Origin of the sequence: Actinocatenispora rupis (genome assembly GCF_016861975.1) — a bacterium.
Lineage (GTDB): Bacteria > Actinomycetota > Actinomycetes > Mycobacteriales > Micromonosporaceae > Actinocatenispora > Actinocatenispora rupis.
In genome coordinates this window covers 86,950-100,340 of sequence record NZ_BOMB01000016.1, presented here as the reverse complement: position 1 = coordinate 100,340, position 13,391 = coordinate 86,950, and the positions used below count along the sequence as shown (strand labels likewise).

Here is a 13,391-nt window from a genome sequence, read left to right as displayed (position 1 = left end):
GTCGCGTGTCCCGTCTGGAAGGTTGGTCCGAGACGGTGCGGCGCTGGCTAAGATCGCTAGGCACACGCCAGTATCGCGCGATCCGGATCGTCGCGGACCAGGGCGTACGCCCGCGGAGTCGGAGGTAGTTGGGATGTCGGGCCTTGACACGTCCGGCCGGCCGATTGCCGGTGCGGAATGGGCGATCACCACGCCGGCATGACCGACTTCGCACGGATCCTGTCCACCCTGCGGGACGGGCGGCGATCCGCCCACGGCATCTGCGACGGCTGCCTGTCGGAACTACCCGGCATGACCGGCGTCGGACTGACCGCGATGTCCAGCACCTCGGTCCGTGAACCGATCTGCGCGAGCGACGACGTGTCCGCCCGGCTGGAGCGCCTGCAGTACGACGTGGGTGAGGGCCCCAGCCTGGACGCCTTCGGTACCAGCAGCCCGGTGCTCGCCGGGGACCTCACGGAGGGCACGTACCGGCGGCGCTGGCCGGTGTTCTCCACCGAGGCGGTGGACGTCGGGGCGCGCGCCGTTTTCGCGTTCCCGCTGCGGGTTGGGGCGGTCCGGGTCGGGGTACTCGAAACGTATCGGACCCGGCCAGGATCGCTGACCGAGGAGGAGACGCTCCGCGCTCTGCTCGTGTGCGACGCGGCGATGGTGCTTCTGTTGGACGGCGACGCGGACCGGCTCCTCGCGGGTGGCGGGATTCTCCCGTACCGTGCCGAGGTGCACCAGGCGACCGGGATGATCGTGGCGCAGCTCGACGTGAGTGCGGAGGAAGCGTTCGTCCGGCTCCGGGCCCGCGCGTACGCGACGGGTCGTACGGTCGAAGATGTCGCCCGCGACGTGATCGGCCGGAGCGTCCGCTTCGATGACGATCCCGCGGTATGAGGTGTCCGAGTACGACGCCGGAAGTGTGAGGGACATGCGTGACGATCGTCTAGCCGAGGCGTTGGTGGAGTTCGCCGACACATTGGTCGACGACTTCGACGTCATCGACTTCCTCCACCGGTTGGCCGCCCGGTGTGTGGAGCTGCTCGACGTGGATGCGGCCGCACTGATGCTCGCCGACCAGTACGGGCAGCTGCGGGTGCTCGCCTCCTCCAGCGAGGAGGCCGGGCTGATGGATCTGTTGCAGGTACAGACGGACAGCGGTCCGAGCGTGCTGTGCTTCCGCCGCGGTGAGCCGGTGTACACGCCGGACGTGGCGAAGATGGACGGTCGTTGGCCGGCGGTGGGCCGGTTGGCGAGAGAGCTGGACCTGCACGCCGTGCACGCGCTGCCGATGCGGCTGCGTACCGAGGTGATCGGGGTGGCGAACCTGTTCCGGGTACGGCCGGGGCTGCTCAGCGAGCAGGACCGCCGGATGGGGCGGGCGCTCGCCGACGTCGCCACGATCGGGCTGCTCCAGGAGCGGACGCTGCGCCGCCGGCGGGTGCTGGCCGAGCAGTTGCAGACCGCGCTGACCACCCGGGTGGTGATCGAGCAGGCGAAGGGCGTACTCGCCGAGCGCTTCACGCTCGACATGGACGCGGCGTTCCGGGTGTTGCGGGAGTACGCGCGGTCGCGGCGGGAGCGGCTCAGCGACGTGGCCGGCCACGTCGTACGCAACGAGGCGGACCTGGCCACGCTCGGCGCGCTGGCGCACGACGCGGGCGCGTCCGACCCGCACTCCCGACCCGGCTGAGTTCGTACCCCCCGGTCCGGGTGAGTTGGAGCTGCGGGCTCCCGACCGCTCGGGCGGGCCCGCCACGGCCACGCGCCGGCACCCACCGCAGGCCGTACTTTCCTTGTGCCGCACCAGGTTCCGGTCGCCGTGCGCCGTGCGTACGGCGGGCTGTGGCGGGTGCCGGAGGTGTGCCACAAAGCTTCAAACAGACTGACATGGCTGCACATTGTCGACATCGGGCGTATCGTGACGCCAACCATCCGCATTCGACAGGAGCCTCTCATGTCAGTGCGCAGCCGGGTCCTCCTCGCCGCGGCCGGTGTCCTCGTCCTCGGCGCGACCTCCCTCAGTACCCCCTCCACCGCCAACGCCGCCAGCGGCCCCACGACGCTGCCGGCCGGGCAGTACACGCTGTCCGCCAACTACCACCAGTACGACACGCTCGACAGCGCGCTGGTCTCGAAGCTCGGGACGGCCAGCGTGAGCCAGGTGATGGACAACGCCAACCACACCCGGCAGTCGATCAGCAACCCGGGCGTCGCCGGCTACAGCGACGGCTTCACGTACGACTCGGGCGACGTCGGCGACTGCACCAACTACCCGCAGGGCATCACCACCACCCGGGACGCCGTCGGCGGCGACTACGACGGGCACCAGCTCGTCGTGGTCAGCTGGTACACGAAGGCCGGGTGCGACGGTGCGCAGTCCCGCAGCCGGATCACGATGATCGACTGGGACGCCACCTGGCCGAACACGTACCGGAAGGTGCTGTTGGTGGAGCCGACGGGCAGCGCGTCGGCGCCGGACTTCACCGACATCCCGATCCACGCCGGCGGGATCTCCTGGTACGGCGACTACCTGTACGTCGCGGACACCGGGCACGGCATGCGCGTCTTCGACATGCGCAAGATCCTCAAGACCAACACCGGCGGTACGGCGGACCAGATCGGCCGCCAGTCCGACGGCACCACGTACTACGCGCACAACTACGCCTACGTGCTGCCGCAGGTCGGCACGATCACGTCCAACACGACCTCCGGTACGAGCCTGGTGTGGTCGACGATCTCGCTGGACCGGGCGATCCCGTCGGTCGTGATGACCGAGTACACGTGCTCGTCGGGCTGCACCGGCTACCCGAACCGGGCGCCGCGCGCGGTGCGCTTCCCGTTCGCGTCCGGCACGACGACGTTCGCGGCGAGCACCACGGCGACCGAGGCGCTGCAACTCCCCTGGTACAACCTGAACGGCGTGGCGTCGCACAACGGACGATGGTGGTTCAACTCGTCCGGTCAGAAGCAGCTGTACTACTGGACGCCGTCGTCGGGTCCGCTGACGTTCGCCTGGATCTCCGGTGGCGAGAGCCTCAGCTACTGGGAGGACGCGACCAACCCGGACCTGCTGTGGACGCTGCGCGAGACGCTCAACAACCGGCCGGTCTTCGCCGTCACGCAGGCGACGTACGGGCCGTGACCCGTGCCGCCCGCCGGCCCTCGTGCTCCACCGGGAGCGGGCCGGCGCGCAGCGCGTGCAGCAGCGGGGCGGCCTTCGTCCAGCACTCGGCCCACTCGGCGGCGGGATCGGACCCGACCGTGATCCCGCCGCCGACGCCGACCTCCAGCCGCTCCCCCGCGATCTCCGCGGTACGGATCGCCACGTTCCACTCCGACCGGCGTCCGGGCGCCAGGTACCCGACGGCACCGGTGTATACGCCGCGCGAGACGGGTTCCAGCTCGTCGATCGTGTCGAGCGCGGCGAGCTTCGGGCAGCCGGTGACCGAGCCCGGCGGGAACGTCTCCGCCAGTACGGTCCCGGTGTCCACGGCGGCCGGAACCGTTGCGGTGACCCGGGAAACGAGGTGCCGGGTACCGGCCCAGCCCGCCACCTCCAGCAGATCCGGTACGACGACGCTGCCGCGCTCGGCGACCCGGCCCAGGTCGTTGCGTACCAGGTCGACGATCATGACGTTCTCGGCGCGGTCCTTCACCGACCGGCGCAGCGCCGCCGCCCCACCCGTACGCGGGGCCGTGCCCTTGATCGGCGCGCTGGACACCGTGTCGCCGTCGCGGTCCAGGTACAGCTCGGGTGAGGCGGACAGCACCGTGGGGCCGCCGAGCCGGACCAACGCACCGCGCGCCGGCGTCAGCCGCCCGTCCACCGCCAGGTACGCCTCGGCCGCGTCGCCGGTGAAGCGGCCGGACAGCCGGATCGCGACGTTCGCCTGGAACAGTTCACCGGCGGAGATCAGCTCGACGCAGCGGCGTACCGCGGCGAGGTGGTCGGCCCGGGGCCGGAACGACAGCGGGCCGAGCGACCAGCCCGGCGCGGCGCCGTCCACCGCCGTGCGCACCAGCTCCCGGTACCGGTCGGTCTCGGCGCGGCCCAGCGGGGTCAGCCCGGCCAGCTCCCACTCGCCGTCGTGGCGCTGCCGCAACACCCGGTCGACGTACGCCAGGTCGCCGGTACGGCAGCCGACCGGCGCGCGGTGCCGGCGCTCGCCCAGGTCGTACCGGAGGGTGCCGAACCAGCCGCCGCACACGCCCGCTCCCGGATCGGCCGCGGGGGTGTCGCGCAGCAGCCGGAACGGGTCGGCGCCGGCCGGGGCGTACCGGACGGGCCGGAGCGCGACGACGGTACGGCCGGCGCGCCAGGCTCCGCGCAGGACCACGACGTGCTCGTGTTCGGCCAGCAGCCGGCGCAGCACCGGGCGGTCCGGTGCCGGTCCGAGCGGTACGACGTGGGCGATGGCGTACTCCGGGAAGCGAGACCCGGTGCCGTGTCCGGCCGCGGGGTCAGGGTCGGCGGCGGTCGGCGAGGGCGACGGTGCGGCGCGCCGTCCGCAGGATCGCCTCGTCGACGAACCGCCCGTCGGGCAGCGCCGCCGCACCCGCCGACTCGCGGGCGAGCAGGTCGCGGGCGGCGGCCAGCTCGGCGTCCGTCGGAGCGTACGCGGCGGCGATGACCGGCAGCTGCGCGGGGTGGATCGCCGCCCGCCCAAGGAATCCCGCATTCCGCCCGTCCCGGCACGAGGCGGCCAGCCCGTCGAGATCGCGCACGTGCGGGTACACCGACTGGGCCGGCGCGGGCAGGCCCGCCGCCCGCGCCGCCACCGCCACCCGCGACCTCGGGTACGCGAGGCCCGCGTCGGCGTCCGCCGGCAGGCCGAGGTCCGCGCGCAGGTCCGCCTCGCCCAGCCCGAGCGAGGCGACCGCCGCGTGCGCCGTCGCGATCGCGTACGCCCGCTCGACGCCGAGCGCGGACTCCAGCAGCGGGTGCAGCGCCCGCCCCGGTACCTGGTCGGCGACGGCCCGGACGGTGCCCGCGTCCTCGACCTTCGGCAGCCGTACGCCGACGGCGGTGGGCAGGCCGGCGACCATGGCGAGGTCGGCGAGCCCGGCGCCGGTCCGCACGTCGTTCACGCGTACCTGCACGGGGCGGTCGGTGACGTCGGCGAGCAGCCGCGCGGCCTCCTCCCGGGCGTACCGCTTGCGGTCGGGGGCGACGGCGTCCTCCAGGTCGACGAGAACCACGTCGGCGTCCCCGGCGAGCGCCTTGCCGACGCGGTCCGGCCGGTCCGCCGGCACGTACAGGAAGGTCAGCACCTAGACCGCCCCCTCGGCGCGGAGCGCGGCGACCTCGTCGACGGCGTACCCGAGTTCGGCGAGGACGGTGTCGGTGTCGGCGCCCGGCGCGCGGCCGGGGAACCGCACCGCGCCGGGCGTGTCGGACAGCCGGAACAGGATGTTCTGCATGGCGACCGGGCCGAGGTCGGCGTCGTCGACGGTGACGACCGTGCCGAGCGCCGCGTACTGCGGGTCGGTGGCGATGTCGGACGCGTCGTAGATCGGCGCCACCGCCGCCTGTGCGGCCTCGAACGCGGCAACCACCTCGTCCCGGCTCCGCGCCGCGATCCACCCGGCGACCGCGCCGTCCAGCTCGTCGGCGTGGCGTACCCGGCCGGCGCCGGTGGCGAACCACGGCTCGTCGACCACGTCGGGCCGGCCCACCAGGCGCATCACGCGTTCGGCGATGTTCTGCGAACTGGTCGACACCGCCACCCACCGCCCGTCCGCGCACCGGTACGTGTTGCGCGGCGCGTTGTTCGCCGACCGGTTCCCCGTCCGCGGCTGTACGGTGCCGAGCTGGTCCCACTGCGTGATCTGCGGGCCGAGCATGGCGAGCATCGGCTCCACGATGGCCAGGTCGACCACCTGGCCGCGGCCGGTGGTGTGCCGGGCGAGCAGTGCCGTCGTCACCGCGTACGCAGCGGCCAGCGAGGTGATGCCGTCCGCGAGGCCGAACGGCGGCAGGGTCGGCGGACCGTCCGGCGCGCCGGTCATCGCCGCGAAGCCACTCATCGCCTCCGCCAGTGTGCCGAACCCCGGGCGCCGCCGGTACGGGCCGAGCTGGCCGAAGCCGGTGATCCGGGCGAGGACGAGACCGGGGTTGTCGGCGGCGAGCACGTCGTAGCCGAGGCCCCAGCGTTCGAGGGTGTCGGGCCGGAAGTTCTCCACCACCACGTCGGCGGTGGCCGCCAGCCGCCGGAACACGTCCCGCCCGCCGTCCGACGACAGGTCCGCGGTCACCGCGCGCTTGTTCCGCCCGAGCGTCTTGTACCAGAGGTTGTGGCCGTCGCGCGCCGGTCCGTGCCCGCGTGCGGGGTCCGGTCGCCGCGGGTGCTCGACCTTGACCACGTCGGCGCCCATGTCGCCCAGGTGCATCGCGGTCAGCGGCCCGGCGAACAGCGTCGACGCGTCCACCACCCGCAGCCCGGCCAGCGGCCCGCCGCCCTCCGCGCTCATCCCGCACCGCCGAGGAACGAGTCGATCTCGGCCGCGGTGGGCGCCGAGTCGGACGCGCCGGGCCGCTGCACCGACAGCGCCGCCGCGGCCGTCGCCCGGCGCAACGCACCGGCCATCGCCGTACCGTCGGCGAGCGCGGCGGCAAGTACGCCGACGAAGGTGTCGCCGGCCGCCGTGGTGTCCACCGCGGTGACCGGAAAAGCCGGTACCGCAACGGGTTCCGCGCCGGCGGCGGCGTGCACGGCACCGCGCGCGCCGAGGGTCAGGACCACGTCGCACCGCTCCGCGAGCCGGCGTACCGCGGCGTCGGGATCGGGGGTGCCGGCGAGGATCGTCGCCTCGTGCTCGTTCGGTACGAGCAGGTCGACGTCGGCGAGGAGACCGTCCGGCAGCGGGCGGGCCGGCGCCGGCGTGAGGACCACCCGGACCCCGCGGGCGCGGGCGTACGCGGCTGCCTCGCACACCAACGACAGCGGGAGTTCGAGCTGGAGCAGCAGGGTGTCCGCGCCGTCGATCGCCGCGGCGTGCGCGGGTGCCAGCGCCGTCAGCGTGCCGTTCGCCCCCGGTACGACGACGATCGTGTTGTCGCCGGCCGCATCCACGGTGATGTGCGCGGTACCGGTCGGTCCGGCCGCGCGCGTCACCGCCGCGGTGTCCACGCCGGCCGCGGCGAGCGCGGCGAGCACCCGCCGGCCGAGGTCGTCGTCGCCGACCGCACCGGCGAACCGTACGGCGCCACCGGCCCGCGCCGCAGCGACCGCCTGGTTCGCGCCCTTGCCCCCGGGTACGAGGCGGAACGTGCCGCCGGCGACCGTCTCGCCGCGCCCCGGCAGCCGCTCGGCGGTCGCCACCAGGTCCATGTTCGCGCTGCCCAGCACCACCACACCGGCGCTCACCCGCTCACCTCCGCGGTACGCGCGGCCAACGTGCCGAAGCCGATCCCGTCGAATCCGGTGACGCTGCTGGCGATCCGGTTCCGCAGCGGGTCCGTCCACTGTGGAGGTACGGGGGCGGTCGCGCCGACGATCGAGCCGACCGTGGCCGCGTCCGAGTCGGTGTCCCAGCCGCCGGCCACCGCCGCGGTCACCGACCGGCCGAAGTCGCCCCCGCCGTACGTCAGCGCCGCGGCCACCAGCGCGGCGTTGTTCACCGCGTGCACCCAGTGCAGCGCACCGTACGACGCGTGCAGCCCGTCGAGTACGGTCTCCCAGTCGGGTCCGCGGTCGGCCAGCTCGATGCCGTGCCGGACCGCGACGGCCAGCCGGGATCGCGGCGGCACCACCGACAACCCCGCTGCCAGCGCCGCCGGTACTCCCGCGCCCGTCACCGCCGCCGCGCACGCCGCCGCCACGAACATCGCGCCGTACACGCCGTTGCCGACGTGCGTCAGCCGCGCGTCCGCGTACGCCAGGCGCGCGGCGCGGGCGGGATCGCCGGGACTGACCCAGCCGTAGAGGTCGGCGCGGATCTGCGCGCCGATCCACTCCCGGAACGGGTTCCGGTACGTCGCGGTCCGCGGCGGTTCCAGCCCACCCAACAGATTCCGGTACGCGACGCGCTCGGCGGTGAACGTACGGCCCGCGGGCAGCTCGTCCAGCCACAGCCGCGCCACGTCGTCCGTACCGAAGCCGGGGCCGTGTCGTTCGAGCAGCAGCAGGGCGAGCATCGGGTAGTTGAGGTCGTCGTCCTCGGGCATCCCGTCGATGTTCTCGGCCAGGCTGGTCGGCGCGCTGCGCCGGTTCCACGGCCAGCGGGCGGCGACCTCGGCCGGCAGCCCGCGCGCGGTGAACCAGGTACGCAGCGGCCAGTTCCCCGTCGCCTCGGCGATCTCGCGGATCCCGGCGCGCGGGATCTTCTCGACCGGCTTGCCCAGCAGGCATCCCGCAGCCCGCCCCAGCCACGCGCCGCGCAGCCGCTCCACGTCCACCGGCGCCGGTGTCGCCACCGGCCAGTCCGGGCACGCCGCCACGATCTCGTCCCAGCCGTACGGCTCGGCGTCGCTCGGCCGGGGCAGCGCCGCCAGCTCGTCCAACGACCGTTCCGCGAGCGTACGCAGGGCCGGGTCGGCGGGCTCCGGCGAGGCGCCCGCCTGCGGTGGCGCCGGATGCCCGCCCGCCGCGTACCACCGGTCGGCGAGCTGCGCGACCGCGGCCGGATCGCGGCCGTCCTCCGTCGCCTGCCGCAGCTCGTGCCCGACCAGGTCCTCCGGCTGCACCCAGGTCAGCCGGATCACGCGCCCGCCTCCGCGGACAGCGCGGCGAACGCCGCCTCGTGGTCGCGCCGCGCAGCCAGATCGCGCGCGTGCACCTCCGCGGCGACCTCGGCCAGCGCCAGCCCCGGCGCCGCCAGGTCGAGCCGGCTCGCCGCCGACACGTCCTTCACCCACTCCTGCGGTACCGCCGCGGATCCGCCCAGCGCGCCCGCCAACGCGCCGCCCATACTGGCGATCGAGTCGGCGTCCCGGCCGTAGTTCACGCCACCGAGTACGGTGTCGCGCACGTCGCCGCGCGCGATCAGCAGCATCGCCAGCGCCATCGGCAGTTCCTCGATGGCGTGCAGCCGGCTCGGCCGGCGCGCCCCGAGCCCCTGGTCCCGGTAGTCCTCCCCGACCGTGTCGTACGCGGACATGGTGCGGCGCAACGGTTCCGCCGCGTCCGTCCACTGTGGAACGTCACGCGCCGTCGCGCACACCGCCTCGATCGCCGCCCGCGTACCGTCGTGCGCGACGCGGATCGCCGTCGCCACCACCGATTCCGGGTCCGCGCCCGGCCGCATCGCCTCCGCCACCGCGGCGGCGAACACCCCGGCCGCCTCCCGGCCGTACGACGACTGGTGCGCGCCCGCGACGTCGATCGCCTCCGCGTACGCCCGGTCCGGGTCGCCCGCGTTCACCACGCCGATCGGCGCCGAGTACATGGCGGCACCGCAGTTCACGATGTTGCCGACGCCCGCCTCGCGCGGGTCGACGTGCCCGTACCGGAGCCGGAGCACCAGCCACTTCTCGGCCAGGAACACCCGCGACAGCAACAGGTCGTCGCGCTCCAGTTCGGGGATCCAGTGCCGGTCGGAGACCATCTCGGCCACCAGGTGCTCCGCCACCGCGTACGCGTCGAGATGGCCGCGGACCCGCTGGTACACCCGGACCAGCGCGTGCGTCATCAGGGTGTCGTCGGTGACGTGGCCGTCGCCCTTGTGGTACGGGGCGATCGGGCGGGCGTTGCGCCAGTCGGTGTTGAACGGGCCGACGATGCCGGTCACCCAGTCCCCGTACCGTTCCCGGATCGCGGCCGGTGTCCACCCCTCGGTGGCACCGCCCAGCGCGTCGCCGACGGCCGCCCCGGTCAGGCAGCCGACGGCCCGGTCGGCCAGTACGGTGAGCATCAGGTTCCTCCTTGGGTACTGAGACGGTCGGCGACCGCCACCAGGTCCGTCCCGGCGTACTCCGGAAGGCAGCAGCCGGCCAGGGTGCGGCAACGCTCCCGCCAACCCGCCGGCAGCGCCGCGAATCCCGCGTACGCCCCGCACAGCGCGCCGGTCAACGCCGGCACCGACTCCGCGTACGACGGCACCGTCGCGGCGGCGCCCAGCGCGGCGGCGAATCGACCGCCGGCCGCGACGGTCAACGCCAGCGCGAGCGGCACCGTGTCCGCGGCGGCCACGCCGTAGCTGTACACGTGGTCGGCGACGGCCTCGGCCAGGTCCGCCGCCGCCTCGAACGGATCACGTCCGTCCACGATGGACAGCGCACGCTCCGCGGTACGCCGGATCGCCGTCCCCGCCGGCAGTTCGGCGAGTACGGCACCGGGCAGTCCGGCCAGGTCGCCGGTGAGCGCGACCGCCACGCCGGCCGCCATCGCCCGCGCCCCGGCCACCCCGTCGAGCGCGTTCGTCACCTCGGCATCGGCCTGCGCCGCCGTCGCCGCCGCGACCGGATCCCCGGCGTACCGGGCGCCGAACGCGACCGCCCGGACCGCCGCGGCATCGTCGAAGTGGTGCGGGTTGTCGTGCCCGCTGACCGGCGGCGCCAGCCCCGCGGCCAGGTTGTCCAGCGCGGTCCGCACCGAGATGCGCGCCCGCAGATCCGTTCGCCCCACCAGCTTCCGGTACGCCGCCGCCCGGTCCACGCCGACCGTGTCCGCCGCGTACGCCAGCCACTCGGCGTCGTCCGACGGCCCCACCGCCAGCGGACCCGTCGGCTGGTTCAGCGCGAACGGCACCGGCAACGTCGTCACGGCGTGCTCCTCCGCGTACGCGTCCAGCTCGCGCGCCAGCCGCCGCGTCCACGGCGCCAGCAACCCGAACCGGTGCCGCGAAGCCGGCCACCCCGTGGCGTCCCCGATCGCCAACCCCACGAACGCCCCGCGCACCCGGTCCGATGTGGACGGTGCCACGGCTCGTGACGCCGTCGTACCAACGGGTCCATCGTCCCTTCTCCGCCCGTCCGCGCCAATGTGGTCCGATGTGGACGGTGCGACGGAACGCGCGAACGCCGCCGTACCACCGGAACCGGCCCCCCGTGCCGACGTATCCGTGCCGGGGCCGGAGTCGCCAGGGCCGGTGCCACCGACGGGATCCGCGCAGACGGCCACCGTCGGGGTCGGTCCGGCCCCGGACGCCGGCGACGCCGCGGCCGATGCCGGCGCCGGTGCGGCGGTGGCGGGAATCGAGCGGGTACGGGCGGCGACGAGGCGGTCGGCCACGTCGCGGACATCGAGGCCCGCCACGGACGGCAGGCAACTGCCGCGCAGGGGGCCGATCGCCTCGGCCCACCGCGCCGGTACGGCGGACTCCCCCGCGCCGGCCCCGGCGAGCGCGCCGGCGATGGCCGCGGTGGTGTCCGCGTCGCGGCCGAGGTTCGCGGCGGTGACGACGGAGCCTTCCACATCCCCGTCCGCCACCAGGTACGCCGCGTACGCCAGTGCCACTGCCTCGGGCGCGAGGTCGGCCCACGGGTAGTGCCGGGGCACGACCGCGTCGTACAGGACGTCGGCGAGACGGTCGCCGGGATCCGTTGCCACCGCGGCGATCGCACGCCGCAGCGCCCGCGCCGTCCACGAGTCCGCCGGTACGACGGAGAGCGCGGACTCGACGACGGATGTCGGCCGGGCGCCGGTCATCGCGGCGGCCACCCCGGCGGCGACCGCGCGGCCGCCGAGGATCCCCTCGCCCGAGTGCGCGACCGTACCGTCCACTTCGGACAGGCGGGCGGCCTCGGCGGGGTCGCCGGCGGCGAACACCCCGTACGGCGCGGCCCGCATCGCCAGCCCGTCCGACCAGCCGTGGTGGTGCTGGCCGGTGGCCGGCGGGACGAGACCGCGCCGGATCGCCTGCACCGTACCGAGTTCGGAGAAGCCGGCGCCCTTCAACGGTCCGGTCACGCCCGCCACGTCGGCCCGCCAGGCCGCGTACACGTCGGCCGGGGTGAGCGCGGCGCCGTGCCGCTCCAGCAGGAGCGACACGAACACGCTGTACTCGGTGTCGTCGGTCCCGGCGGGCCGGCCGTCCGGCAGCGGCTCCAGCTCCCGCAGCACGCCCCAGCGCGCCGCGATCGCCTGCGGCGTCAGGTTCTCCGCCGGGCGGCCGAGGGCGTCCCCGGCCGCGAGCCCCAGCAGGCACCCCCGCGCCCGCCCACCCAGGTCCGTCACTTCTGGTACCGCTTCAGGACCTCGTTGCCATCCTTGACGAGCTTGGTGGCCAGCGCGTCCAGCGAGATCTTGTTGTTGAAGTACTGCTGCATCGCGGGGGTGGCGACCTTCGTCTTCCACTCGTCGAAGCCGTCCACCTTCAGGTACGGCGCGACGACGAGGTTCTGCTGCGAGGCGGTCGCGACGTTCCAGTCGTCCTTGGTGGTGGTCAGCCGCGGGTCCTTCGCCGCCTCCTTGCTCGTCGGTACGAGCCAGTCGCCGAGCGCCAGTGTCGCCTGGTTGGGCCCGTTCAGCAGGAACGAGATGAACTGCATGGCCTGCTTCTGGTTCTTGCCGTCGGCCGGGATCGACAGCGTCTGCGAGGTGGCGCCCTGGTGCTGCGAGGTGCCCTTGAGCGGCGGGATCGTCACCCAGTCGAAGCCCTTCGGCGCGCCCTGCACGACCTGCTGCCGGAAGTACACCCCGGCCGGCACCATCGCGTACTTGCCGGCGAAGAACGCGGGCAGTGGATCGGCGCCCTTCATGCCGACCGTGGCCGGGTCGGCGGAGTGGTCCACCCAGAGCTGGTCGTGGATCCGGCGCAGTACCTGCTTCTCGTTGTCGCCCACGTGCACCGTGGTCTTGCCGCCGGACGTACCGAAGAAGGTGCCGTCGAAGTTGAGGGACAGGTTGAGCACCTTGTTGACGGGGGCGCTCAACGGCCAGGCCACCCCGTACTGCTTGCCCTTGACCGTGAGCTTCCTGCACACCTCGGCGTACTCGTCCCACGTCCAGGGCGCGTCGACGGTCGGGATCCGGACCTTGGCCTGCTGCAACAGTTTCCGGTTCGCCACGAAGATCTGCGACTCCTGGAGGAACGGCACACCGTAGATGCCGCCGCCGGCGAACTTGACGGTGTCCCAGGACTGCGCGGAGATGTCGTTCTTCAGCGCGGACGGCAGCAGGTCGGTGAGGTCCTGGAGGTAGTTCTGCGCGGCGAAACCGGCGATGTCCGGCGACTCGTCGTGGATCACGTCCGGCGCGTCACCACCCTCGAACGCGGTGACGAGCTGGTCGTGCACGTTGTCCCACGACCCCTGCACGTACTTGACCTGGATCTTGGGGTTCTTCTTGTTCCACTCGGCGACCAGCTTCTTGTTGGCCGCGATGGATTCCTTCTGCCAGGCCAGGCTGAGGAACCGCAAGGTCACCGGGCCGTCGGACGAGCCGGAGGAACAGCCGGCGGTACCGGCGGCGACGAGCGCGGCCGGCACCACGGCCAGCAGGGTACGACGCTGCATCACG

General features: G+C 73.9%; 11 protein-coding genes. 3 read left to right on the top strand and 8 right to left on the bottom strand.

Annotated features, from left to right (window positions below; translation table 11 throughout):
• Positions 1 to 198: 198 nt before the first annotated feature.
• The 3 genes from Aru02nite_RS14630 (at position 199) to Aru02nite_RS14620 (ending at position 3,133) form a co-directional block, all read left to right on the top strand.
• Positions 199 to 885: a GAF and ANTAR domain-containing protein gene (locus tag Aru02nite_RS14630; RefSeq protein ID WP_203658048.1), complete on the top strand. Its 687-nt coding sequence runs from the start codon at positions 199 to 201 to the stop codon at positions 883 to 885.
• Between the two features lie 34 nt (positions 886 to 919).
• Entirely contained in the window at positions 920 to 1,681 is a 762-nt protein-coding gene (locus tag Aru02nite_RS14625; RefSeq protein ID WP_239076688.1) for a GAF and ANTAR domain-containing protein, read from the top strand.
• 264 nt (positions 1,682 to 1,945) lie between these two features.
• Entirely contained in the window at positions 1,946 to 3,133 is a 1,188-nt protein-coding gene (locus tag Aru02nite_RS14620; protein WP_203658047.1) for a hypothetical protein, read from the top strand.
• On the opposite strand, the gene Aru02nite_RS14615 is transcribed toward Aru02nite_RS14620, so the two are convergent.
• The 8 genes from Aru02nite_RS14615 to Aru02nite_RS14580 all read right to left on the bottom strand — a co-directional run bounded on the left by Aru02nite_RS14615 (position 3,108) and on the right by Aru02nite_RS14580 (position 13,387).
• A complete protein-coding gene (locus Aru02nite_RS14615; protein ID WP_203658046.1) occupies positions 3,108 to 4,364 on the bottom strand; it encodes a chorismate-binding protein in 1,257 nt (418 codons plus the stop codon). The genes Aru02nite_RS14620 and Aru02nite_RS14615 overlap by 26 nt on opposite strands.
• A gap of 88 nt (positions 4,365 to 4,452) precedes the next feature.
• Positions 4,453 to 5,262 carry an HpcH/HpaI aldolase/citrate lyase family protein gene (locus tag Aru02nite_RS14610; RefSeq protein ID WP_203658045.1) on the bottom strand — a complete coding sequence of 270 codons (810 nt, stop codon included), beginning with the start codon at positions 5,260 to 5,262 and terminating at the stop codon, positions 4,453 to 4,455.
• Complete coding sequence (locus Aru02nite_RS14605; protein ID WP_203658044.1) at positions 5,263 to 6,462, bottom strand: CaiB/BaiF CoA transferase family protein; 1,200 nt, start codon at positions 6,460 to 6,462, stop codon at positions 5,263 to 5,265.
• A complete protein-coding gene (locus tag Aru02nite_RS14600) occupies positions 6,459 to 7,358 on the bottom strand; it encodes a ribokinase (RefSeq protein WP_203658043.1) in 900 nt (299 codons plus the stop codon). Before Aru02nite_RS14600 ends, Aru02nite_RS14605 begins: the two co-directional genes overlap by 4 nt.
• Positions 7,355 to 8,695 carry an ADP-ribosylglycohydrolase family protein gene (locus Aru02nite_RS14595; protein ID WP_239076687.1) on the bottom strand — a complete coding sequence of 447 codons (1,341 nt, stop codon included), beginning with the start codon at positions 8,693 to 8,695 and terminating at the stop codon, positions 7,355 to 7,357. Before Aru02nite_RS14595 ends, Aru02nite_RS14600 begins: the two co-directional genes overlap by 4 nt.
• A complete protein-coding gene (locus Aru02nite_RS14590; RefSeq protein ID WP_203658042.1) occupies positions 8,692 to 9,843 on the bottom strand; it encodes an ADP-ribosylglycohydrolase family protein in 1,152 nt (383 codons plus the stop codon). Before Aru02nite_RS14590 ends, Aru02nite_RS14595 begins: the two co-directional genes overlap by 4 nt.
• On the bottom strand, positions 9,843 to 12,107 hold the full coding sequence (locus tag Aru02nite_RS14585; RefSeq protein ID WP_203658041.1) for an ADP-ribosylglycohydrolase family protein: 2,265 nt from the start codon (positions 12,105 to 12,107) through the stop codon (positions 9,843 to 9,845). Before Aru02nite_RS14585 ends, Aru02nite_RS14590 begins: the two co-directional genes overlap by 1 nt.
• The gene (locus Aru02nite_RS14580; RefSeq protein WP_203658040.1) at positions 12,104 to 13,387 is read right to left on the bottom strand and encodes an ABC transporter substrate-binding protein; all 1,284 of its coding nucleotides are present in this window, start codon (positions 13,385 to 13,387) and stop codon (positions 12,104 to 12,106) included. The genes Aru02nite_RS14585 and Aru02nite_RS14580 overlap by 4 nt, the downstream gene beginning before the upstream one ends.
• Between the last annotated feature and the right edge of the window lie 4 nt (positions 13,388 to 13,391).

Bases quoted from the DNA above. Each gene is read 5' to 3' on its own strand.
- Aru02nite_RS14630 (WP_203658048.1), top strand. From the start codon at position 199: ATGACCGACTTCGCACGGATCCTGTCCACCCTGCGGGACGGGCGGCGA.
- Aru02nite_RS14625 (WP_239076688.1), top strand. From the start codon at position 920: ATGCGTGACGATCGTCTAGCCGAGGCGTTGGTGGAGTTCGCCGACACA.
- Aru02nite_RS14620 (WP_203658047.1), top strand. From the start codon at position 1,946: ATGTCAGTGCGCAGCCGGGTCCTCCTCGCCGCGGCCGGTGTCCTCGTC.
- Aru02nite_RS14605 (WP_203658044.1), bottom strand. From the start codon at position 6,462: ATGAGCGCGGAGGGCGGCGGGCCGCTGGCCGGGCTGCGGGTGGTGGAC.
- Aru02nite_RS14590 (WP_203658042.1), bottom strand. From the start codon at position 9,843: ATGCTCACCGTACTGGCCGACCGGGCCGTCGGCTGCCTGACCGGGGCG.
- Aru02nite_RS14580 (WP_203658040.1), bottom strand. From the start codon at position 13,387: ATGCAGCGTCGTACCCTGCTGGCCGTGGTGCCGGCCGCGCTCGTCGCC.